Source organism: Bartonella harrusi, assembly GCF_024297065.1.
Classification (GTDB): domain Bacteria; phylum Pseudomonadota; class Alphaproteobacteria; order Rhizobiales; family Rhizobiaceae; genus Bartonella; species Bartonella harrusi.
The window spans coordinates 788,753-809,503 of the sequence record NZ_CP101114.1 but is presented as its reverse complement, the minus strand read 5'-3'; the positions used below and the strand labels follow the sequence as shown (position 1 = coordinate 809,503).

The 20,751-nt window shown below is 42.9% G+C and carries 25 protein-coding genes and 2 pseudogenes; 22 read left to right on the top strand and 5 right to left on the bottom strand.

All coding sequences use genetic code 11. From position 1 onward, the window contains the following. The first annotated feature begins 542 nt into the window (after positions 1–542). A complete protein-coding gene (locus NMK50_RS03760; protein ID WP_254770919.1) occupies positions 543–1,271 on the top strand; it encodes an antA/AntB antirepressor family protein in 729 nt (242 codons plus the stop codon). Then, positions 1,268–1,546: a hypothetical protein gene (locus NMK50_RS03755; protein ID WP_254770918.1), complete on the top strand. Its 279-nt coding sequence runs from the start codon at positions 1,268–1,270 to the stop codon at positions 1,544–1,546. Before NMK50_RS03760 ends, NMK50_RS03755 begins: the two co-directional genes overlap by 4 nt. A gap of 41 nt (positions 1,547–1,587) precedes the next feature. Here NMK50_RS03755 and NMK50_RS03750 read toward each other — a convergent pair whose 3' ends face one another. Both NMK50_RS03750 and NMK50_RS03745 read right to left on the bottom strand, forming a co-directional pair. Then, complete coding sequence (locus NMK50_RS03750) at positions 1,588–1,884, bottom strand: HigA family addiction module antitoxin (RefSeq protein ID WP_004861504.1); 297 nt, start codon at positions 1,882–1,884, stop codon at positions 1,588–1,590. Between the two features lie 16 nt (positions 1,885–1,900). Next, the gene (locus tag NMK50_RS03745) at positions 1,901–2,215 is read right to left on the bottom strand and encodes a type II toxin-antitoxin system RelE/ParE family toxin (RefSeq protein ID WP_254770917.1); all 315 of its coding nucleotides are present in this window, start codon (positions 2,213–2,215) and stop codon (positions 1,901–1,903) included. 52 nt (positions 2,216–2,267) lie between these two features. Here NMK50_RS03745 and NMK50_RS03740 point away from each other — a divergent pair, with 52 nt between their 5' ends. From NMK50_RS03740 to NMK50_RS03680, 13 genes and pseudogenes are all read left to right on the top strand, one after another. Next, positions 2,268–2,849, top strand: coding sequence for a hypothetical protein (locus tag NMK50_RS03740; RefSeq protein WP_254769752.1), 582 nt, complete (start codon positions 2,268–2,270; stop codon positions 2,847–2,849). Next, positions 2,842–4,770, top strand: coding sequence for a phage terminase large subunit family protein (locus NMK50_RS03735; RefSeq protein ID WP_254770916.1), 1,929 nt, complete (start codon positions 2,842–2,844; stop codon positions 4,768–4,770). Before NMK50_RS03740 ends, NMK50_RS03735 begins: the two co-directional genes overlap by 8 nt. Positions 4,771–4,773: 3 nt before the next feature. Beyond that, on the top strand, positions 4,774–5,022 hold the full coding sequence (locus tag NMK50_RS03730) for a phage head-tail joining protein (RefSeq protein WP_254769754.1): 249 nt from the start codon (positions 4,774–4,776) through the stop codon (positions 5,020–5,022). Next, on the top strand, positions 5,022–6,566 hold the full coding sequence (locus tag NMK50_RS03725; protein WP_254770914.1) for a phage portal protein: 1,545 nt from the start codon (positions 5,022–5,024) through the stop codon (positions 6,564–6,566). Before NMK50_RS03730 ends, NMK50_RS03725 begins: the two co-directional genes overlap by 1 nt. Next, positions 6,556–7,622: pseudogene (locus NMK50_RS03720) on the top strand (S49 family peptidase). The gene NMK50_RS03725 and the pseudogene NMK50_RS03720 overlap by 11 nt, the downstream one beginning before the upstream one ends. Beyond that, positions 7,505–7,885: a hypothetical protein gene (locus tag NMK50_RS03715; protein ID WP_254771148.1), complete on the top strand. Its 381-nt coding sequence runs from the start codon at positions 7,505–7,507 to the stop codon at positions 7,883–7,885. The pseudogene NMK50_RS03720 and the gene NMK50_RS03715 overlap by 118 nt, the downstream one beginning before the upstream one ends. Beyond that, complete coding sequence (locus NMK50_RS03710) at positions 7,882–8,250, top strand: head decoration protein (RefSeq protein WP_254769757.1); 369 nt, start codon at positions 7,882–7,884, stop codon at positions 8,248–8,250. Before NMK50_RS03715 ends, NMK50_RS03710 begins: the two co-directional genes overlap by 4 nt. A gap of 12 nt (positions 8,251–8,262) precedes the next feature. Then, a complete protein-coding gene (locus NMK50_RS03705; protein WP_254770913.1) occupies positions 8,263–9,339 on the top strand; it encodes a major capsid protein in 1,077 nt (358 codons plus the stop codon). A gap of 1 nt (position 9,340) precedes the next feature. Beyond that, entirely contained in the window at positions 9,341–9,697 is a 357-nt protein-coding gene (locus tag NMK50_RS03700; protein WP_254770595.1) for a head-tail joining protein, read from the top strand. 130 nt (positions 9,698–9,827) lie between these two features. Further along, the gene (locus tag NMK50_RS03695; RefSeq protein WP_254770912.1) at positions 9,828–10,052 is read left to right on the top strand and encodes a hypothetical protein; all 225 of its coding nucleotides are present in this window, start codon (positions 9,828–9,830) and stop codon (positions 10,050–10,052) included. A 15-nt stretch (positions 10,053–10,067) separates the two neighbouring features. Further along, positions 10,068–10,361, top strand: coding sequence for a type II toxin-antitoxin system RelE/ParE family toxin (locus tag NMK50_RS03690; RefSeq protein WP_254770594.1), 294 nt, complete (start codon positions 10,068–10,070; stop codon positions 10,359–10,361). Between the two features lie 436 nt (positions 10,362–10,797). Beyond that, positions 10,798–11,535: an antA/AntB antirepressor family protein gene (locus tag NMK50_RS03685; protein ID WP_254770593.1), complete on the top strand. Its 738-nt coding sequence runs from the start codon at positions 10,798–10,800 to the stop codon at positions 11,533–11,535. Continuing rightward, the gene (locus NMK50_RS03680; protein ID WP_254770592.1) at positions 11,532–11,810 is read left to right on the top strand and encodes a hypothetical protein; all 279 of its coding nucleotides are present in this window, start codon (positions 11,532–11,534) and stop codon (positions 11,808–11,810) included. Before NMK50_RS03685 ends, NMK50_RS03680 begins: the two co-directional genes overlap by 4 nt. Positions 11,811–11,852: 42 nt before the next feature. Here NMK50_RS03680 and NMK50_RS03675 read toward each other — a convergent pair whose 3' ends face one another. The 3 genes from NMK50_RS03675 to NMK50_RS03665 are packed head-to-tail and all read right to left on the bottom strand — an operon-like array spanning position 11,853 to position 12,613. Beyond that, a complete protein-coding gene (locus NMK50_RS03675) occupies positions 11,853–11,999 on the bottom strand; it encodes a CopG family antitoxin (protein WP_254770591.1) in 147 nt (48 codons plus the stop codon). A gap of 34 nt (positions 12,000–12,033) precedes the next feature. After that, entirely contained in the window at positions 12,034–12,351 is a 318-nt protein-coding gene (locus NMK50_RS03670) for a type II toxin-antitoxin system HicB family antitoxin (protein ID WP_254769764.1), read from the bottom strand. Next, on the bottom strand, positions 12,341–12,613 hold the full coding sequence (locus NMK50_RS03665; RefSeq protein ID WP_254769765.1) for a toxin HicA: 273 nt from the start codon (positions 12,611–12,613) through the stop codon (positions 12,341–12,343). The genes NMK50_RS03670 and NMK50_RS03665 overlap by 11 nt, the downstream gene beginning before the upstream one ends. A 59-nt stretch (positions 12,614–12,672) precedes the next feature. Between NMK50_RS03665 and NMK50_RS03660 the strand changes: the two genes are divergently transcribed. The 7 genes and pseudogenes from NMK50_RS03660 to NMK50_RS03630 all read left to right on the top strand — a co-directional run bounded on the left by NMK50_RS03660 (position 12,673) and on the right by NMK50_RS03630 (position 20,742). Beyond that, on the top strand, positions 12,673–13,221 hold the full coding sequence (locus NMK50_RS03660; RefSeq protein ID WP_254770589.1) for a hypothetical protein: 549 nt from the start codon (positions 12,673–12,675) through the stop codon (positions 13,219–13,221). Beyond that, positions 13,202–13,891: a phage baseplate assembly protein V gene (locus NMK50_RS03655; RefSeq protein ID WP_254771147.1), complete on the top strand. Its 690-nt coding sequence runs from the start codon at positions 13,202–13,204 to the stop codon at positions 13,889–13,891. The genes NMK50_RS03660 and NMK50_RS03655 overlap by 20 nt, the downstream gene beginning before the upstream one ends. Continuing rightward, on the top strand, positions 13,888–14,229 hold the full coding sequence (locus NMK50_RS03650; RefSeq protein ID WP_254770588.1) for a GPW/gp25 family protein: 342 nt from the start codon (positions 13,888–13,890) through the stop codon (positions 14,227–14,229). Before NMK50_RS03655 ends, NMK50_RS03650 begins: the two co-directional genes overlap by 4 nt. Continuing rightward, positions 14,226–15,037: pseudogene (locus tag NMK50_RS03645) on the top strand (baseplate J/gp47 family protein). The gene NMK50_RS03650 and the pseudogene NMK50_RS03645 overlap by 4 nt, the downstream one beginning before the upstream one ends. Beyond that, entirely contained in the window at positions 15,037–16,143 is a 1,107-nt protein-coding gene (locus NMK50_RS03640; RefSeq protein ID WP_254770911.1) for a phage tail protein, read from the top strand. The pseudogene NMK50_RS03645 and the gene NMK50_RS03640 overlap by 1 nt, the downstream one beginning before the upstream one ends. A gap of 1 nt (position 16,144) precedes the next feature. After that, on the top strand, positions 16,145–19,288 hold the full coding sequence (locus NMK50_RS03635) for a DUF4815 domain-containing protein (RefSeq protein WP_254770910.1): 3,144 nt from the start codon (positions 16,145–16,147) through the stop codon (positions 19,286–19,288). Between the two features lie 59 nt (positions 19,289–19,347). Then, on the top strand, positions 19,348–20,742 hold the full coding sequence (locus NMK50_RS03630; RefSeq protein ID WP_254770908.1) for a Bgr_08870 family protein: 1,395 nt from the start codon (positions 19,348–19,350) through the stop codon (positions 20,740–20,742). The last annotated feature ends 9 nt before the right edge of the window (positions 20,743–20,751 follow it).

Below are 20,751 nucleotides of genomic sequence, written 5' to 3'. Positions count from 1 at the left end.
AAACACACTACTCACTTTAATTGTAATTTTTAAAGAAAATTATCACTTACACTTTGGCTTTTTCCATAAAAAATGCAATAAAATCAATGCAAAAGGTACTTTCCAGCGGGTTGGGAGTGTTGCGGGGCAGGACAGCGCGAACTATCGCTAGCGTTAGAATTTTTTAAATTGACTGTACATTGTACACATAACCCATTGATAAATAACGATTTCAATATGTACACTGTACAATATATGATTATTTAAAGACAAAAATTATCGAAAGAGACTTGACATTATTTCTGTAATATATATTTTCGAATCAGGTGCCTAAGAAACACCTTAAATGCATAGCGGATTGGTTGCCGAAACAGTCTCTTCTCCGCCAATTAAAAGCTTTGACTCATTATATGTTACACGCATATAATGACCTCGTCGGGTGTGGTTATGCTATACAATACCCTTGCGGGGAAAGCATAACGACGGACTATGCACCGTGTTTCTTAACACCCGGCGCTCTTTGAGAGCGTCATTAAGAAACATCTAACTGCATAGGAGTTCACATGAACACTCTTATAGAAATTAAAGAACAAATCATTGATCAGGAAACTGTTCAAACGGTCAACGCACGTGAGTTACATAGTTTTTTAGAAATAAAGTCTGAGTTTAGAAATTGGATAAAAAACCGTATTAAAGAATGTAAATTTCGTGAAAATCAAGACTTTGTAACTACGGTAAATTTTTACCGGGGTGGGAAAGTGAAAGAATATTACATCACGTTAGATATGGCTAAACACCTTGCCATGATCGAGCGTAATGACAAGGGTCATCAAGCAAGAGAGTATTTTATTGAGTGCGAAAAACTTGCAAAGCAGGTAACAACACCACAGATTGATTACTCGAGCCCTGAAGCTGTATTAGGTGTCTTGAATCACTTGAAAAATCAAATCGAGCAGAAAGATCATGTGATTGCAGAGTTAGAACCCAAGGCAAAGGCACTTGATGGTTTAAAACGTTCTGATGGTTTGTTTGGTTTGATTGAATCTGCAAAAATGTTAGAAATACGACCAAAAGATCTAACCGATTATTTGCGTAAACATGATTGGGTCTATCGACGGGCTCCGGGTGCTCCTTTGTTACCCTATCAGGATAAGATCAAGAAAGGCTTGATGGATTGCCCTGCTATTACTATTCAAAGACCGGATGGTACAGAAAAGGTCCTGCCTTCAACAAAAATCACATCCAGAGGATTAGCTTGCTTGAGAGAACAAATCCATGGAGGTGTGCAATGAAAGTAGATACCAATTTTTTATGTGATTTGTGGATGACGTTGTCTCAATTTTCTAACCATCCAGACCTTGGATATGAAGACCGTAAGACATTGGTTGCGGTCATGAACGTAGTGGAAAACGTTTTGATCTTGAAACTTCAAGATGAAGTGCCCAATATTACAAAGATTTTAGCAGTTCTCACAGACTTTGGAGCTTCAGAATTTCCTACAGTTATGTACTCTTTGTTGAAAGCTTACGAATCAAATTTAGAAAACCCTATTAAAAAGGTTGCTTAAGTGAAAACATATCCCTTCCCACTTCAAAAGTGGGGAGGTGATTAAACCCTACATTCAAATTTATTGATTTTAGCAAATTCATCTGCTTTTTCAGTTTGTAATATACTAACGTCGTAAGCAGCTTGCATGTTAAGCCAAAATTCAGCAGTGGTATCAAAAAAATAAGCTAATCTTAGTGCTGTATCGGGAGTGACTGGACTGTTTTCAGCAACAATCCGTTCTATCCTCGTGCGTGGAACATTCAATGCTTTTGCAAGAGCATAAGCAGAAAGAGCATATTCTTTTAAATATTCTTCTCGTAAAATTTCTCCGGGGTGTATTGCTATATAATTTTTCATCTCGACCTCCTGCAAATCAATGATAATCTACAATTTCAACTTCATAGGCGCCATTAGAACGCCATTCAAAACAAATACGAAACTGATCATTAATACGAATAGAATATTGACCTTTACGCTCTCCTTTCAATGCCTCTAGACGATTTCCCGGAGGACTGCGCAAATCCTTGAGATCAACTGCCTTATCAAGCATAAATAATTTTCTTTGGGCTATACGCACTAGAGTTGGAGGAAAGCCTCTGGGCGGATTCCCTTCTAAAAGATCTTTACACCGCTTATCCGCAAAAGATTCAATCACAAAATCACCTTCATTCGTTCTTTTATGTATCATACCATGATACCAATCTAAAGAAAAGAATAAATGTTTAATAACGGAAATAAAAATGAACAAGAAGCATCGTGAAGGTCTCTCGGTTCGCGCTTTTGCCAAGAAGATGGGTGTGTCGCATAATGCGGTGGTTTCTCGGATTAAAACAGGCAAATTTGATGCTGCTCTTTTTGAAGATGGTTCAATTGATGAAACCCTTGCAACAGCGATATGGAATGAGAATCCTACAAAGCGCACTGCTTCACTTTTAGCACCTGATGGACAACGGCGGACAAAGATCAAAAAAGCTTCAACAGATGGAGCCAACGAATACAAGATCAAACTGGAGAGAATGCAAGTTGCACTTGAAAGAGAGAAGATTGCTCTGGAAAAGTTACGCGAAACAACTGTTGACCGTGAAGAAATGAAAAAAGCAGCGCGTGAATTTGGAAGAGCACACCGTGATGCCATGTTAAAATTTCCTCACCGTTTCGGTGCAAGCATTGCAGCACAAGTGGGATGTGATGCGGCGAGCCTTATTGGTGCCATTGATTATTACATGAGAACAGCTTTGCTTGAGGCAGTTAACATTCCAGTGCCTTTTCATGATCCTCATTCTCCGGAGTTAGAAATCTTGCAAGAAACGAATAATGGATGAAAATGCAATCAAAGAATTTTTCGCCTATGCCAATGACGCACGACAACCAGATCCACCGTACACGGTTTCGCAATGGGCGGATAAGAATAGATACCTTAGCACCGTAGCAAGTGCAGAGCCTGGATTGTGGAGAACAAAGCGTACCCCTTATTTGCGCGAAATCATGGATAACCTTTCCTCTTACATGCCAATTGAAACAACAATTGTCATGAAAGGAGCGCAAATTGGAATGTCTGAAGCAGGATTGAACTTCTGCGGTTATGCTATTCATTATAGTCCGGGACCCGCTCTTTATGTGATGCCTACTGTCGAGACCGCGAAGAAACTGTCAAAAACGCGTCTTGATCCAATGATTATGGCAAGCCCTGTTTTAAGTGAACGCATTGCCCCTGCCCGTGCACGCGACAGCGGAAATACAATGTTTTCGAAAGAATTTGATGGGGGAGCATTGATGCTTACCGGAGCAAACAGTGCTGCTGGTTTGCGTTCCATGCCTATTCGTTATCTGATTTTGGATGAAGTTGATGCCTATCCTCTCAGTGTGGATAACGAAGGTGATCCCGTGATGATTGCCGAAAAGCGTACCTCAACCTTTGTGCAGAGAAAGATTTTTAAATTGTCCACGCCAACACACCGTGACACAAGCCGTATTGCCAAAGATTTCGTGCTTGGTGATCAAAGATATTACAACGTCCCTTGTGATAAGTGTGGGGTTCTACAGCCCATTGTTTGGTCGCAAATCAAGTGGCCGAAAGGTGCCCCCGAAAAAGCTGTTTTTGTTTGTGCCCATTGTGGTCATGAACATGCCGAGCACAGAAAAACTGATCTCATGAGTGAGGAAAGAGGTGCGTGCTGGGTTCCTACAAGTGAATCAACGAGACCGAATTTACGCTCTTATCATATTTCGGCACTCTATTCACCTTGGCTAACGTGGGGAGAATGCGCAAGAGAGTTTTTAGAAGCGAAAGATGATCCAGCGCTTTTGCAACCTTTTGTTAACACAGTGCTTGGAGAGCCATGGGAGGACAGAACAGGTGAAGTTGTTGATCCTGATAGCCTCTATGCAAAACGCGAAGATTATCCCATTGCACCGCCGCAAGCCGTGTTATTGACCGCCGGCATCGATGTGCAAAACGACCGCTTAGAGCTTGAAGTGGTTGGATGGGGGCGTGGTGAAGAAAGCTGGCACATTGATTATCAAGTCATTCCCGGTGATCCATCTTCTTTTGAAGTATGGGACCAACTGGATGAATATCTGACAAGACGCTGGTCACACCCTGGTTACAAAGATGGCATCAGAATAACAGCGGCTTGTATTGATACCGGTGGTGGACATACACAAGCCGTTTACAATTATGTACGCCCCCGTGAAGGACGACGCATCTGGGGAATTAAAGGACAGGCGGGATGGCGTGCGGTATGGCCACGCCGTCCAAGCAGAAACAATAAAGGACAGATTAATCTCTATATTGTTGGTGTTGATGCAGCAAAAGATATTATCACGGCACGATTAAAAAAATCCGGTCCTGAAGCATCGGGGGCTGGTGCAACACACTTTCATAAAAGCCTTGATCGGGAATATTTTGACCAGCTCACGGCTGAAAGAAAAGTCATCAAATATTTTAAAGGCTTCAAGCGCATAGAATGGCAAAAAAGTGAGAAAGCAAGAAACGAGGCTTTGGATTGTAGGGTCTATGCTTATGCCGCTTTACAGGGGCTAATTTCGGCAGGAATAAATCTTAATCGAGAAGTTGATATCTTAGAAGAGCGTTTGGAAAAACTTAAAGTTGACGCTTCTTTAGAGCAGCCAACATCAGGGATTTCTTCATCCACTTCTCCCAAAAGAACACAGGCAGCACAGCCTCAAAAGAAAAAAATCAGAATGGTGATCAGCCCTTATATGCAAGGGGATTGGAGGTAATTTGTGGATGAAGAATTGAAGCAAATAAACAGCAAAACTGACAGACTGGAAAGTTTAAAAAGGCGGCGCGAACAAATTGAAGAGGCTCTCTATTCGGGAGCACAATCAGTGCGTCATGGCGATAAGCAAGTAAGCAACCGTTCTGTTGAAGAATTGCGCAGAGCACTTGAGATGCTGAATACACAAATAGCCAACCTTGAAGGACGCAAGCGTTCACGTGTTTTCTATTTTAATATATCACGAGGCTATTAATGGCTGGCTTTATCAATAAACTCACGGACTTTTTTAAAATTTATCGTCAACACAATCCGCCTTTTGAGGCTGCAAGCAAAAGCCGTCGCATGGGTGGGTTTGACCCCGCAAAAAAACACATCAATAAAGCAATTGAAGAATGCGGTGATACCATTACTGCTCGTTCAAGATGGCTTTATGACAATGAATCTCTTTATGGCTCGGCAACAGAAGAATGGGTTTCCGCAGCTGTGAGTGATGGGATTAAACCTTATCCTCGCATTGAAGGGTTTCAAGAAGAAAAGAAAAAGCTTTTAGACTTATGGTGGCAATGGGTTGATGAGGCGGATTATGATGAGGATGCGAGCTTTTATGGTCTGCAAGCAACAATTGCACGAGAAGTCTTTTTAACCGGCGAATGTTTTGTAAGACTGCATTATGTTGACCTTTATGGACGCTCTGGGGTGCCTCTTCAATTACAAATCTATCCAACCGAAATGCTGGACCTCACTTACAATGGACCTGCGGAAATTAAAGGCAATTACATTCGTATGGGTATTGAATTTGATGCCAGTGGCAAGCGTGTTGCTTATCATTTCTGGGAATACCACCCCTATGATGATTGCCCTGCAAACAGTGCATTTAAGAGCCAAGAGCGCGTGCGTATCCCCGCAAGAATGGTCCTTCATATCAAAGAGCGCCGTATTGCCGGACAATTGCGCGGTTCTCCTAAAATAACACGCAGTATGACAAAGATCTTTCAACTGGAATCCTATGATGATGCAGAGCTTGATCGAAAAAGAACAGCAGCTCTTTTCGCGGCATTTATCTCAAGAAATCCCCCAAACGACGCCAAATTACTTGATAATCGTAACGAAAAAGACGTTGAAGAAGAATCCGAATTACCTGTCATTGAACCAGGTGGATCATTTTATTTAGGAGAGAATAGAGAGATAAAATTTTCAAATCCTGTTGAAGTTGGTGGTTCTTATGAAGCCTTTCAATTTCGCAATATTTTAAAAATTTGCTCGGCTCTCAATATGCCCTATGCCGTTGTCACTGGAGACGTTACGCGGGGTAATTTTTCCAATGTGCGCACCTCCATTATTCAGTTTAGACGTCACGTCAAACAATGGCGCGAACATATCATTGCCTTTCAATTCAACCGTATTGTCTGGGAGCGCTTTGTGGAAATGGCTGTCCTTGCTGGATGCGTAAAATTACCGGGATGGGAAGAAAATCCCTTGCCATGGCTTCAATGTGAAAGCTTTGCGCCCCCGCTTGAAATGATTGATCCAAACAAAGATATCTCGGCAGAAAAAGAAGAAATTCGCGCCGGTTTAAAAACACGACGAATGGCACTTGCCGAACGGGGTTTTGATATCGACAGCATTCATGCCGAACTTGAAGAAGAGCACACCGATGCTCGCGCCCGTGGTTTATCTTTTGATACCGATATGGCGGCACCCTCTGGTGAAAATCAAACGACGAATTTCACAGATTCAGATCCTTCTGAGACTTATGAAAGCAACCAAGGCAGTGAGGCGCACAAAAATGACCAATAATCTTGACATGCCGTTTTTAGTATCACGGCTTTTTGGTGTTCCACATATGCTTGCCTCGACAAAGCTTGATGTCATTCTTAATGCTCTTGCACCGCGTCTTTTTGCTGGAGAAAAGTTTACCCCTCAGGCTTTTTCGCAAGGGGATAGCGCATCTTTCAAACCACCTGAGAGTTACGTGGTGCGCAATAATGTTGCCATCCTACCTGTTCATGGCACACTGGTGCGCCGCGGTGCATGGCTTGGTGCCCTTTCAGGGTTAACCTCTTATGAAGGCTTAAGCGCCTCCTTTCGTGAAGCCATTAAACAACCTGATGTCCGAGCTGTTTTGCTCGATATTGACAGTGGTGGTGGAGAAGCCGGCGGGGTGTTTGATTTGGTTGAAGAATTCCAAGCACTCTCACAACACCATCAGAAACCAATTTGGGCGCATGCCAATGAATTTGCCTGTTCTGCTGCTTATGCCATTGCCTGTTCTGCTTCGCAAATATGGGTTGCTCGCACAGGCGTTGTCGGCTCACTTGGGGTGGTTTGTGCACATCTTGACCAATCAAGCGCCGATGAAAAACAAGGGCTTAAATGGACCTTTGTCTTTGAAGGTGATCACAAGGTTCATGGTAATCCTCACGAACCATTGGCTGATACCGCGCTTAAAAAATGCAAGCAGATTGCGCCCTGCTCTACGAAATGTTTGTCGATTGGGTAGCACAAAATAGACCCCTGAATACTGATGCTATTCGTGACACAAAGGCAGAAACTTTTATAGGCACCCAAGCTATCGCGCTTGGATTAGCAGATGCGCAAGGCACTCTTGCGCAAGCTTTGGAATCCTTAACGGATTTCATCTCACCAAACCCAACAGTAACAGCAAAAGAAGGACAAAACACATGGCACGCACACAATATCGCGCCCAACAAGAAGATGATGAAAGGATTGTCGACATCCTCGATGAAGAAGAGGATGAAAATGATCACGACATCGATAAAAACGCCGAAATCTTTGACGACAACGAAGACGAAGAGGAGGATGAAGACAATGAGGACAAGCGCGAAAACATAAAAGCCATCCTTGAACAAGAAAGAAAGCGCGCTCAAGCCCTGACAACCCTTGAAAGGCAAGCAAAGCGCCTCAGCGTTTCTTTCGATGCCGCAAAGGCTATTCAAAACGGTATGAGTATCGAGAAAGCACGCCAGTGCGTCTTGACAGAGGCTAGCTCTCAAAGCGCCTCTTTAAAACTATCGCCTTATGTTCCTCATGCTGATGGAGAGAGCAAGGCAAAAATTCATACAAAATGGCAATCAATTTGGAAGGTAATAAAATGAGTCATATTATTTATGAAGATGTTCGCAATGGCGCTTATCTTGGGCGCTACGACCCTGACATGTCAAATGAACAAGTGGTATTTGCATCAGGAGCCTTCATTGAGGCGGGGACTGTCATGGGAAAGATAACAAAAACGGAAAAATATGTCCCTCTTAATCCGGCAGCAGCAGATGGCAGTGCGGTGCTCGCAGGGATTTCTTATGCTACTGTTGATGCAACAGGTGAAGAACAACATGCCGTCATTACAGCGCGTTTGAGTACTGTAAAAGCTTCGGAACTGATCTGGCCCGATGCAATACTCGAGCAAGAAAAAATGGCAGCTATTCAGTCTTTAGAAGACAACAATAAAATTCTGTTGCGATAGGAGAATGCGCACATGGATATGAATTTTTTTAAACATGATGCTTTCTCAACGATAACAATGATGAAAGCGATTGAAAACTATGAGTTTCAACCGGGTCTTGTAAGCTCTCTCAATCTTTTTGAAGACGTTGAAACCAGCACCACAGTGGTTGGTATTGAACGGCGTGACAATACATTTTCGCTTATTCAAACCAGTGAACGCGGAGCCCCTTTAGCAGAAGGTGACAGAGACAGTCGTAATCTTCGGTTTTTTAAAACAACCCGTATTGCCAAAAGTGATACTGTGAAATCAGAAGAAATCCAAGACCGGCGTGAATTTGGCACAGAAGATCAGTTAGAGACGGCAATGAAATATATTGCCAGAAAACAAAAGAAACTGATTTCTGAAATCGAATTGACATGGGAAAATATGCAGCTTGGTGCTGTTCAAGGTGTTGTCCTTGATGCTGATGGTTCGGTGATTGTCGATTGGTACAAGGAATGGGAAATTACACCACCAAAGCCAATTGACTTTAAACTGGAGAGTGAAACAACCAATGTTGCTGATAATGTTGATCAGGTCATTATGAGAATGATTGAAGCTTCAAAAGGAGCGTTCTCTGACCGTTCACGGATTATTGGACTTTGTGGGAATGAATTCTTTTCCAAACTAAAAAACCATAAAACCATTCGTGAAACCTATTTAAACACAACCTTAGCGCAAACACTCAATAGCGCAGGAGGTGTTGCAACACCAAGTGCTCTTGGTACGGGGAGCTTTGGCAGTTTTGACTTTGCCGGTGTGACCTTTATCAATTATCGCAGTATTCATAACTCTAATGTGAGTGCAAAGGCTGGGACAAAGCGTGCGATAGGAATTAAGCCTGATGAATGTCAATTCTTTCCTGTTAATGCGCCTGGTGTATTCCAGAAAACCTTTGCACCTGGTGAAAGCTTAGATTTTGCCAATACGGTTGGAAAACCTCTCTACACGATGCTAATCGTCGATCACGACCGTAATGCATGGGTAAAGCCTGAAGTCTACAGCTATCCGCTTTACATTTGCACACGTCCTGAAATGCTGTTCAAAGCCGTCATTGGAGGGAAATAACATGCTATGGCACGGGCTGCTTAACAAAATGGTAAAAGAGGTACGCAACACCTTTGGGCAGCCCGTCATCTATACGCGAAAAGATAACCAGCAATCTTTTCGGATTACAGCAATTTACGGCATCAAACATTCGGAATCGGATGCTGGTGGCAGAATACCAACAACAATCCCAAGAAAAGAACTTGATCTTTTTATCAATGATATTGGCGGATTGCCACCAAAAGCTGAAGATAGTGTCGTAGTGCTCGCCCCTGAAAATATTGAAGAGACAACCCAAGAGCGCTTCGTTGTCACAGATGTCCAAGCCTCAGAATCCGGTATGTATAAGCTTATTTTAAGGGAGGTTCATGGTAGCTAAGCAAACATAAAAAAAAAATAAATATGTGTTTTTTTAAGTATTTAAACAAAAATATGAGTGTTTTTTATAGAAATTTGTATTAGTATGCATCCATTAGGAAAAGATTTCGTTATGTCCTGGAGTGAGGTTTATGGTACAAAAGTTTTCGATTTCAGGGACACTGAACAATAAAATGGACCATTGTCATTTGCATAGCGATGTTTCTGTTGTTAGGACTTTAAAGGTTAGCGAGATGAAATCATGCGAAACAAATAATTATCCTGAAGGATATATTGAATATGTTTATGAAAATGTGACAGCAGCATTTAATGATAAAAAGCCTCGTCTATCTTATGAGGAGTTTAAAAAAAATTAGAAAAAATCAGCAATAATGGGTAATAAATATCGTATCGTCATTGCTGAGGATGCTGTGCGAGATTTAGAAAAAATCATTGAGTACATTAATATCCATAACTCTATTGCAGCTAAGCGATTAAAAGTAGAAATAATTGAAAAATTTGATGGCTTGTTAGAATATCCATTTCGCTATCGTGAAGGAATTGTCGATAATACTCGTGAAATGCTAACTGCTAAGAATTATGTTACGATTTATTCAGTTGAAAATGAAATTATAACCATTCTGCGTGTGCTTCACAGTGCTCAAAGATGGCCTTTTAAGGTTTAATTTAAAAAAACTTTTCTACTTTTAAACAACAACTATCGTAATTGTATCAAGTATATCGAGCATTATTCTCCCCTCCGCTATAAATTAAGGCTAATAAATTCAAAGTAAGTCGACAGATAAAGTAAATATGTGTCTATCATTTTTAGAAAATCTTATATTACTTCTTGACAATGTTATTGGAATATGAATAATCGAATCAGGTGCTTGAAAAACACTTTAAATACCAAGCGGATGGATTGCCGAAATAATCTCTTCTCCGCATATTAAAGACTTTGACTCATTATATGCTGCATGCGTATAATGCATTGTCGGGTGTAGTTGCGCTATACAATACCCTTAGGGGAAAAGCACAACGACGGACTTGGTACCGTGTTTTTCAGCACCCGGCACTTTTAAAAAGTGTCAATGAAAAACATCTTTTTACCAAGGAGTTCATATGAATACTCTTATAACAATATCAGAAAAAATTATTGACCATGAAACCGTCAAAACTGTTAACGCACGTGAGCTGCATGCATTTTTAGAAGTAAAACGAGATTTTTCTAATTGGATTAAAGATCGCATAAACAAATACGATTTAAAAGAGGGAAGAGATTATATTTTAACGCTCGCCAAAATTGGCGAACGTCAAAATGTGGTATTGAAAGAATATTACCTCATACTAAATGTAGCCAAAGAACTTTCTATGCTTGAGAACAATAAGAAAGGTAGAGAAGCTCGTTTGTACTTCATTGAATGTGAAAAACTTGCAAAGCAAGTAGCCACACCACAAATAGATTACTCGAGTCCTCAAGCCTTACTTGGTGTCTTAAATCATCTACAAAACCAAATCGAGCAGAAAGATCACGTGATTGCTGAGTTAGAACCTAAGGCAAAGGCACTTGATGGTTTAAAACGCTCTGATGGTCTGTTTGGTTTGATTGAATCTGCAAAAATGTTAGAAATACGACCAAAAGATCTAACCGATTATTTGCGTAAACATGATTGGGTCTATAGACGGGCTCCGGGTGCTCCTTTGTTACCTTATCAGGATAAGATCAAGAAAGGTTTGATGGATTGCCCTGCTATTACTATTCAAAGACCGGATGGTACAGAAAAGGTCCTGCCTTCAACAAAAATAACATCCAGAGGATTGGCTTGCTTGAGAGAACAAATCCATGGAGGTGTACAATGAATACCAGTATCGATTTTTTATGCGATTTGTGGATGGCGTTGTCTCAATTTTCTAACTATCCAGGACTTGGAGATAAAGATTGTAATAATTTAGTTGAGGTTATGGACATGGTAGAGAAAGCTTTGATTTTAAAACTTCAAGATGACGTGCCAAATATTACAAAGATTTTAGCAGTTCTTACAGATTTTGGAGCTTCAGAGTTTCCCGCAGCGATAGATCCTTTTTTAAAAGCTTACCAGCCGAATTGGGAAAACCCTATTAAAAAGGTTGCTTAAGTAAAACATATCCCCTCCCCGTTCTCAAAAATGGGGAGGTGGTTAAGAGGCTTCTTTAGGTAAAAATTCAAAATGAACGGGCTTAAAATCAGTTAAGTCATAATCCGTGAGATCAGCAGTATCAACAAAGTTTTCTGCTTCTTCATCTGTTTTAAAAACAGGCATTTGTTTTAATTGAGAGGTTTTCATAAAAATTATTTTTCTTTTAGTACGTATAAATTTTTCAAAGTTTAGAAGAAATATATCTGTTTAAACTCACACCATTTTCAGCAGCTTGAATTGCAAGCTTCCTATGGAGTTCTGGTGGTATTCTTAATTGGAACTTACCACTGTATTTACCATGTGACAAAGGCACAGGAACTTCTTCTCCATTGTGCTGCATGTCCTCAACAACTTCTGAAACGAGATCCATAATACCTTTTAAAGCTTTCTCTGCTTGAACGTCTAACCATGAAAGGGATGGGAATTCTGCACACAAACCGACATATTCCTTATCTTCTTGCGACCACAAAACACGATATGTATAATGATTATTGTTCATGTTTTATCCTTTCTATCGCTTGTAAGACTTGCTTGACCTGATAAGCTTTTGCTTTGTTACCAGTATCTTTTTGAATATTCACACGGGGATCACCAAGCCACGGTGTTTTAAAAACAAAATGGCTTGTACCGTTGTTCCGCGGTTCTCCAAAAAAATGCACACACACAGCTAACAAATCTGAAAACTTGATGTTCTTTGGTGAGGCTTTCATCAAGCTGATTATTTTTTCAACTTTATTGTTCATAACCAATAATAGTATCATTATTAATCCTAGTCAACCATTTTTAGAGTAAAAATGGCATCAATTAAACAGGAGCTTTTATGCATCCGAGAGAGACGATAAGAGAAAGCTTTGTTGCGTTGATCAAAGCAGCAAAGACAACGGCTGGTGACAATGTGTTTAATATGCGTGATTTCAACTTTTCCGCTGAGAACACACCGGCAATTAATATCTCAACACAAAGCGAAACAATTGAAGATGGCTATGAGAATGCAGTAAGGCGCCGTGTCTTAACCGTAGATGTTGAATGTTATGCGACACAAGAAGATGGTGCGCGTTTTGTCGACCAATTAGCATGGGAAGTTGAAGAGATCTTCTACGCCAATCCCAATCTCAATAACACCGTGGAAACATGCTCCCTGCAAAATATTGCTTTTGCCTTTGGCGATAATGGTGCTCTAGCACTCCATGGGGCAATTTTAACCTTTGAGGTTACTTATGTGACCAATATCCCCTCCCCTGAGACACAAGAAGATGGTGCAAACGCAAAACCTGTTGAACCTTTCTTGAGGATTACACCACAAATAGGCGTGGGCAATGAAGACAAATATCATAAAATTGAGGTCCCCCATGTTAGAGCGGCGCGATAAAGACATCACCGATTTAAAAAGACGCCTCGCAAATATGGTTATGGTGGGCACAATTAGCCATATCGACCATAAAAACGCACGCTATCGGGTAAAAAGCGGCAATCTTATCAGTGACTGGATTCCAGATACCCAAGCCCGCGCCGGTAAAACATGCTCTTATGAAGGGCGGGATGTTGGAGAACAAGTGGTGGTGGTTGCATCATCAGGGGATTTAGCGCAAGGGGTGATTGTTGGTTCCATCCATACCGATGCTCATCAAGCAGCCGATAAAGGCAATATTCATAGAACAATTTATCCCGATGGCACCATCCTTGAATATGATGATGAACAAAACAGCTATAGCATTCAGATCAAATCAGGTGGAAAGTTCATTCTTACAATTACGGATGGCGCGTCTCTTAAAGGTGATGGTGGCAAGCTAGAGCTTACCGCACCAGAAGGCATAAAAATTGTTTCACAAAGCGATATCACTTTCAATGCAAAGGGCAATATTTCTTTACAGGCTGGTGGTGGTGTTTCACTTCATTCGGATGAGAGTCTCTCTCTTCATTCTGCTCACAATGTTGCCATGAACTCAAGTGGTTTGATCCATAACGGCACCAATGTAGGAGCAACCCATGTTCACGGTGGTGTTGTTCCCGGTGGCTCCATGACAGGAGGTCCCAATTGAACATAGGAATGGACCGTAGCACAGGAAAATCCTTGACCGGCATTGAACATTTGCGCCAATCCATCCTTGATATTTTATCAACACGCATTGGCACGCGTGTAATGCGTCGTGATTATGGTTCACACGTTGCGGATATTATTGATGCACCGGTCAATGACGCCTTTGCTGTTCGCCTTTATGCCGCTATTGCCGAGGCTTTAGACAAGTGGGAACCACGTTTTAAACTGAACAAGATTGATTGTAAATGGAATGAGAATGGGCAAGTTTCCTTGTCCTTTGAAGGTCTTTATTTGCCTTCAGGCAAGCCCATCACCATGGAAGGATTGCTGATAAAATGAATGGAGCACTTGCAAAACCAGAAATCATTACAGAAATTTCCTTTGAAGAAATACGCGCAGCAGCTCTCGACCACTTAAAAGAACTATTGCCCGGATATAGTGTTCTTGAAAGTGATCCAGCCGTAAAAGTTATTGAAGCCTTTAGCTATCGAGAACTGCTTTTAAGGCAACGTATTAACGAAGCCGCGCGCAACAATATTCTTGATTTTGCAACCGGTGAATCTCTTGACGCTTTGGGAAACTGGCATGGAATTGCCCGCATGGAGGGTGAAAGTGACGAGAGATATCGCGAACGCATAAGGCTTCATGCCCGTGGTGGCAAGGGAAGCGGAACAGAACCCTATTACAAACTGATAGCCGTGTTAAAGATGCCATTATTTACCGTAAAGGCAAAGATCCAACCATCTATGTTGCGCTTTTTGGCAATAATGAAGAAGGAACGGCATCTGAAGATCTCATACAAACAGTCTCACAAGCCCTTCACAGAAAAAATATCATCATGACCAATGATACAATCATTGTGCACGCTGCTGTCAAAAAAGTGGTGGATTTGCAAGCCGATGTTTGGCTGTTACCCGAAACATCCTTGAAAATTCTCATGACAATGGAAGCAAATTTAAGAGCAGCATGGCGAAAAGAACAAGCCATTGGTCGTGAATTAAGCCTCTCATGGTGGGTTTCTAAACTGATGATTGCGGGTGTCCAGAAAGTGATTGCCATTACACCAACACAAGACAGAACCGTCGGTGATGAAGAAGTTTTAGCGATTGGCAAGGTCACCTTAAACTTCAAAGGACGGGCACGCTAATGATTGGCGCCCTCCTCCCAAACAATGCAACAGAATTTGAAAGGCGCCTTGCCGATGTTTGCGACTTTCATCAAGATGTTGATGGTGCTGTTTTGGGGATTTCACGCTCTAAGCTTATCACCCGCCCTCCTCGCTTCTTGCCATGGTTGATTGAAGAATATGGGCTTGGAGAGCTTACACCTTATGTTCCAAACCTCTATGATTTGATTGACCAAGGGCTCCAATGGCAAAATATTCGCGGTTCTTTAGCGGCTATTGAGAGAGGGCTTGCATGGCTTCAGATTTCAGCACGCTTTACACCAGCATGGTCGGGGCGTTTATGGTGGAATTCCTTCCAACTTTACTTTGATCAATTGCCTGAACAAAGTGCTCTTGAAGCCATTGAAGCCATCACAGAGCTTTCCAAAAGCTTACGCTCTGATTTTCGCCGTGGTGTCAATGGTTATGACGTGCAAGCACTGGAAGGCAATATGTCACGCCTTGATGACAGTCTGCTGGACTATGAGAGCGGTGTACGCTTAACAGCGGGGGACACACTGTTTTCCTTTGGGCGCACAACAGAAATTATGCACAGGCTTACCAAACAAGAAGGCACACTGATTGGCAATTGGATGGATGACGGGGATGGGGAATTAAGCTTCGACCAAATTGATTATCCATGGGATATGGCAAATTTTCCCTGGTGTTCTGTTAAAAAACATCAACGCGATATACTGATGGCAGAGTGGTTTTATAACCGCACCCTTTATCTCGTGTTAAGAGACTGTGAGGATGATGTCATTGGCACTCGCAGATGCAACATTGTCAAACCAGTAGAACAGAATTTGGCGGGTGTTTATCACCATTTGGGCGATCGTTATCAACCCTCCTCGATGGGCACAGCCCTTCTTATTGCAGCACGCACGGATTTTCAAAATGTTGACGGCAGAAAAGCCGCCTCTATTGCTGTTCTCGTGCATGCGACCCCTAAACAACATATCCCTTTGGGTAAACTTTGGTGTGCGTGCAATGAACTGATTGGCGGGGTGGAGATCATCAAAACGCCCATCAATATTCCTTTGCGTGGTGATGTTCGCGAGCAATTCAAGATTTTATTGAGGTTTTAACATGAAGCATGAAAGCGGTTTACCCTTTGCAATTGACAGATCTTGCGGCAAAGACGACCAACAAAGCGTTGTTTTCTACGGGCAACGTCCCTTTATCCAAAGTGGTGAACTCAATGAGATGCAAACCATCATCAGGGGGCGCCATGACCGTTTGGGGCGCTTGGTCGCCAAAGAGGGAGACCGTGTTGAACGAGCCGATGCCTTTGTCAATAAAAACGCAAAGACCGTTACTTTAACAGAAGGCAAAATCTATATCGCAGGGGATATCTTTCCGGTCTCACAAGCGGTTCTGAATGCTGTTTCGATGGTTGGGCGTCTTGAAATCGGTGTGAAGTTGCAAAAAACATGGATTACCCATGAGGATAATCCAGAACTGTTGGGGCAAGTTCCCGGCACCTTGGCACAAGGAGAACCCGGTGCGGCACGCGAAACAGCAAAGCTTGTTTGGGCCTTAAAAGAGGATGGGCAGCAAGGCACGTTCTTTCCTGTTTATATCTTACAAGACGGCATTTTGATTGACCAAAAGTCCCCCTCACTGCTTGAACCCGCCATGCAAGCCATTGCTACTTATGACCGTGCCCATGGTCATTATATCGTCAATGGATGCCGGGTGACGGCTCTGGGACGAAAGAATGGATGCCAAGTGTTTAGCATTCAAGAAGGAGAAGCCAATATCAATGGCTTTAAGCGCAAACGCCTTGCTGCTTTGCGCCATGAAGAGAGGGAAGAGTTTTCGACAAGCGTTGTGCCTAGTGAAACGCATATTTTTGCCCCGCAAAAAGGCAAAACAAGCTTTACCTTTAAAAGCTATTATGCTCCCATTGCCGATATCCACTCTCTTTTGTTGACAAAAGAAAAAACCGTCACAGTTACACGCGGTGCGGTCGTTGCTGGGCGAGATGGTGTTCCCGATAAAAGCATCACCTCTTTTCTCAAAGTCATGCAAGGCAACAAGGAATTTAAAGAAGGAACAGATTTTAAGAAGACCGGTGATACCATTGACTGGGCACCGATGGGGGATGAACCGCGTCCTGGCAGCAGTTACACGGTAACCTACCGCTATCGTGCACAAGTGACCGCCGATAAGGTCACGGCACAGGAAATCACGCTCTCAGGGGGGGCGCAAGGGGGGGATATCATTGTCAGTTACACCTACAAATTGCCCCGTATCGACCGTATCGGGCTTAATACACAAGGCACGGTTGTCTATATCAAAGGAATCTCCGCTGATCATCCCATGGCGCCCAGTGTTCCTGAAGATGTTCTCTCCCTTGCCACCATCACCAACAGTTGGCTGGATACGCCGCTTGTGGTCAATGATGGCACGCGCGTTGCCCCCTATGATGAGATGTGGCGTTATTTTCAACGGGTGCTGTCCCTTGATCGCTTGATGCAATTAGAGCGTATTAAAAGCAATGTTGACTCGAAAGAGCCCGTTGCCAAAAAAGGCATGTTTGCTGACCCGTTTCTTGATGATACTTACAGAGATGAAGGGTTCACGCAAACAGGAGCTGTTGGCAATGGTATTTTACAGCTGGCTATTGATCCAACCTTTTACACCGCCCCCTTAAGGGCTCCTGTCACCCTTGACTGGACCAATGAAGTAATCATTGCCCAAGAATTGACAACCGCTTGCGAAAAAATCAACCCCTATCAAAATTTTGCTCCTCTGCCTGGTACAGTGACCCTCACACCCGCGACAGATTTTTGGCACGAGCAGCGCACCGATTGGCTCTCAAGTGTCACCAATCAATTGTTTATGGGAACGCACCGTGGGAGCAGCATTCGCAAGCAAGAGGCAAAGGATGAACTGATCAATGTTGCGCATGAACAAATCGATTTCTTAAGACAAATTACCCTTGGCTTTAAAATTGAAGGTTTTGGCAAGGGGGAAATTTTAGACAGTCTCACCTTTGATGGTGTGAATGTCTTGCCAAAAAGCCGCCTTGTTGCCAATGGCAATGGCATTTTGGAAGGTAGTTTTAAAATCCCTGAAAATATTCCTGCCGGCACCAAAAATGTTGTAGCACGAGGCAAAGGGGGAACTCTTGCGACAGGTCTCTTTACCGGGCAAGGTGTTATTGATGTGAAAGTGATGCGGCACACCACAACAGTCAAGATCTGGACGCAAGTGGACCCGCAAGCGCAAGTCTTTACACCAGAAGAAACACGGCAAATCACCGGTCTTGACTTTCATCTTTGCAAAATCGGCAATCCCAATCATGATCTGGTCATTGACTTGGTGACAACCGAAAACGGTTATCCCACCGCCGATATCCAAGCCCAAAGCTTTTATTCCATGAAGGGGGCAAAAACCGGATGGGCACAGGCACGCTATGATGTCCCACTCCTTGTCCCCAATGATCGGTTAACGGCTTTTGTCATTAAAACCGATGATAGTGATCATTCCCTCTCACTCGCAAAGCTTGGAGGATTTGATGAAGAACAGCAAAGATTTGTCTCAAGCCACCCTTATGTGACCGGTCCTCGTTTTTCCTCTGTCAATGCGCAAACATGGAGTGCCCATCAAGATGAGGCTTTGGCTTTTCGTGTCTTGGCAGCACGCTACAGACAAACAACAAAAACCATTGATCTTGGTACCTTTAATCTTGTTAACTGTTCTGATTTGCAAATACGTAGCACGGTTGAATTGCCTTCCAGTGATTGTTCGGTGATCTTTGAAATTGAAAGAAACAATGGCACAATTTATCAACTTCTTCCCTTTCAATTGCTTAGTCTTACCGAATATATCAATGAAAAGGTTCAGCTTCGTGCTATTCTCAAAGGCACGGAGAAACTCTCCCCCATTCTGTTTGCTCCTGTTCAGTTGATTGCCGGCAAGATCCATAACACAGCAACCTATGTTACCCGTGCTTTTGCCTTTGGTGAGAAGGCAAGATTGACCAGCTATATCAAGACCTTTTTACCAGGCGGCTCCACATTCACCCTCGAGATGCAACGGGATGATGGTGCCTTTACCCCCCTCACCTTAGAGGAAACAGAACAGCTTTCTGAACCCCTTTGGACAGAGCGAAAATTTGTCAGTAGCAATAAGACAGCAAGGCAAGCACGCTTGAAGCTGACGCTCACCGGTGGACCTTGCGCACGGTCAATGCTGCGTGATTTTGGTGCGGGTATTTTGTGATACCCCCTCGCTTTGAAAAATGGGATTTGGGGCTGCTTTAGAGACTTGGAGAATAAGAAATGACAAAAACCAAAAAGCTTGCAATGGAATTGCCCAAAGAAGGGCGTTTTATCAGTTCTGAATTTCCTATTTTGCGTGAGAACTTGACAAAACTTGATCAAGCCATAATGGAAGTTGAGGAAAAGCTAGACGAAAAAGCTCCTGCAAAACACACGCATAGCATAGGGGATGTTACAAATCTTGAGGCAGCCCTCAAAAGCAAGATGCCAGCAAATAAAACCTTTTCCTTTGCTGATTTGGGCGATATTGAGGGCGCTAAGGATGCTGCGAACAATTATGTTCTCTACAAAGCAAGCAACAATCATTTTACCTTTGGCAGTGCTGTCTCCCTTCTTGGAGCGCACCAACATAAAATTGAAGATATTGTTGGTCTTGATAGATTTAGAGCCAAGATTAATGAAGATCTGACAAGCTATGGGCGCCTAGCACAAGCCAATGAATGGCAGAATTATAACAAGTTTACCAGTAAAGTCACCATTGCTGGTGATTTGGAACTCATAAGCAATTCGTCATTGAATCTCATGCATAATGGGGAAATCGTCACAAGTCTCAGCATCACGGGCAGCAAGCTTAAAGGACCGCTCAAGGTTGATGGTGCGGAAGTTTATAGCAAAGACGAAGCTGTTATTGCTCTTCAAGAAATACGTGATGAAATCACAAAACTGAGGAAAGCGACCTCTCCCCTAGAAGTTCTTGTAACAGAAAGTGGTCCCATTCCATGGCCTGAAGGTGTTAGCGATAACACCGATATCGAAATATGGGCGTGGGGTGGCGGAGGAGGTGGTGGATATGGAAATAGCAGTGGTGGAGGTGGCGGTGGAGGAAGCGCGCGTGTTCAAATTAAAGGATCTCAGTTGAAATTCTCAAGAAGCGTTCAAATTGGATGTGGTGGAAAAGGTGGTGATGCTTCCTATGGTGGTGGCAGCGGAGGTGGAAGTACAATTATTAAAGACATTATCCGTGCAGGTGGTGGCGGCGGTGGTACTGGAAATTTGAGTAGTTATGGTGGCAGTGGTGGCGATGGAGAAATAAATGGCAATGGTCGCGGCGGTAGCGGTGGCGGCTCCTACTCTACCAATACCAGTGTCAATGGTAGTAGTTCTACTTTCGGAGGCGGTGGTGGTGGCTGCTATGCACACTATAAAGTCAGTGGTGGCACTTTTAATGCCCGCTACTCTACATCTATTGGTCATGGTGGAAGCTCTATTTATGGTGGTGCTGGAGGTGGTTGTGGTGCACAAAAGAGCCAAGGAGGCTACAGTGGGAAAGGAGGAAATGGTGGAAATAGTGGTGGCAATAAAGCTGGTGGAGGTGGAGGCTATTTTCCAGGAAAGTCTGGTGACGAAGGTGGCAATGGTGGCAACGGAGCAGTGTTGTTGAGATTTTTTATATAGGAGTTTTTT

Bases quoted from the DNA above. Each gene is read 5' to 3' on its own strand.
- NMK50_RS03630 (WP_254770908.1), top strand. From the start codon at position 19,348: ATGACAAAAACCAAAAAGCTTGCAATGGAATTGCCCAAAGAAGGGCGT.
- NMK50_RS03760 (WP_254770919.1), top strand. From the start codon at position 543: ATGAACACTCTTATAGAAATTAAAGAACAAATCATTGATCAGGAAACT.
- NMK50_RS03710 (WP_254769757.1), top strand. From the start codon at position 7,882: ATGAGTCATATTATTTATGAAGATGTTCGCAATGGCGCTTATCTTGGG.
- NMK50_RS03635 (WP_254770910.1), top strand. From the start codon at position 16,145: ATGAAGCATGAAAGCGGTTTACCCTTTGCAATTGACAGATCTTGCGGC.
- NMK50_RS03690 (WP_254770594.1), top strand. From the start codon at position 10,068: ATGGGTAATAAATATCGTATCGTCATTGCTGAGGATGCTGTGCGAGAT.
- NMK50_RS03665 (WP_254769765.1), bottom strand. From the start codon at position 12,613: ATGATACTATTATTGGTTATGAACAATAAAGTTGAAAAAATAATCAGC.
- NMK50_RS03740 (WP_254769752.1), top strand. From the start codon at position 2,268: ATGAACAAGAAGCATCGTGAAGGTCTCTCGGTTCGCGCTTTTGCCAAG.
- NMK50_RS03745 (WP_254770917.1), bottom strand. From the start codon at position 2,215: ATGATACATAAAAGAACGAATGAAGGTGATTTTGTGATTGAATCTTTT.
- NMK50_RS03640 (WP_254770911.1), top strand. From the start codon at position 15,037: ATGATTGGCGCCCTCCTCCCAAACAATGCAACAGAATTTGAAAGGCGC.
- NMK50_RS03655 (WP_254771147.1), top strand. From the start codon at position 13,202: ATGTTAGAGCGGCGCGATAAAGACATCACCGATTTAAAAAGACGCCTC.
- NMK50_RS03705 (WP_254770913.1), top strand. From the start codon at position 8,263: ATGGATATGAATTTTTTTAAACATGATGCTTTCTCAACGATAACAATG.
- NMK50_RS03670 (WP_254769764.1), bottom strand. From the start codon at position 12,351: ATGAACAATAATCATTATACATATCGTGTTTTGTGGTCGCAAGAAGAT.
- NMK50_RS03735 (WP_254770916.1), top strand. From the start codon at position 2,842: ATGGATGAAAATGCAATCAAAGAATTTTTCGCCTATGCCAATGACGCA.
- NMK50_RS03725 (WP_254770914.1), top strand. From the start codon at position 5,022: ATGGCTGGCTTTATCAATAAACTCACGGACTTTTTTAAAATTTATCGT.
- NMK50_RS03680 (WP_254770592.1), top strand. From the start codon at position 11,532: ATGAATACCAGTATCGATTTTTTATGCGATTTGTGGATGGCGTTGTCT.
- NMK50_RS03685 (WP_254770593.1), top strand. From the start codon at position 10,798: ATGAATACTCTTATAACAATATCAGAAAAAATTATTGACCATGAAACC.
- NMK50_RS03695 (WP_254770912.1), top strand. From the start codon at position 9,828: ATGGTACAAAAGTTTTCGATTTCAGGGACACTGAACAATAAAATGGAC.
- NMK50_RS03755 (WP_254770918.1), top strand. From the start codon at position 1,268: ATGAAAGTAGATACCAATTTTTTATGTGATTTGTGGATGACGTTGTCT.
- NMK50_RS03750 (WP_004861504.1), bottom strand. From the start codon at position 1,884: ATGAAAAATTATATAGCAATACACCCCGGAGAAATTTTACGAGAAGAA.
- NMK50_RS03700 (WP_254770595.1), top strand. From the start codon at position 9,341: ATGCTATGGCACGGGCTGCTTAACAAAATGGTAAAAGAGGTACGCAAC.
- NMK50_RS03675 (WP_254770591.1), bottom strand. From the start codon at position 11,999: ATGAAAACCTCTCAATTAAAACAAATGCCTGTTTTTAAAACAGATGAA.
- NMK50_RS03660 (WP_254770589.1), top strand. From the start codon at position 12,673: ATGCATCCGAGAGAGACGATAAGAGAAAGCTTTGTTGCGTTGATCAAA.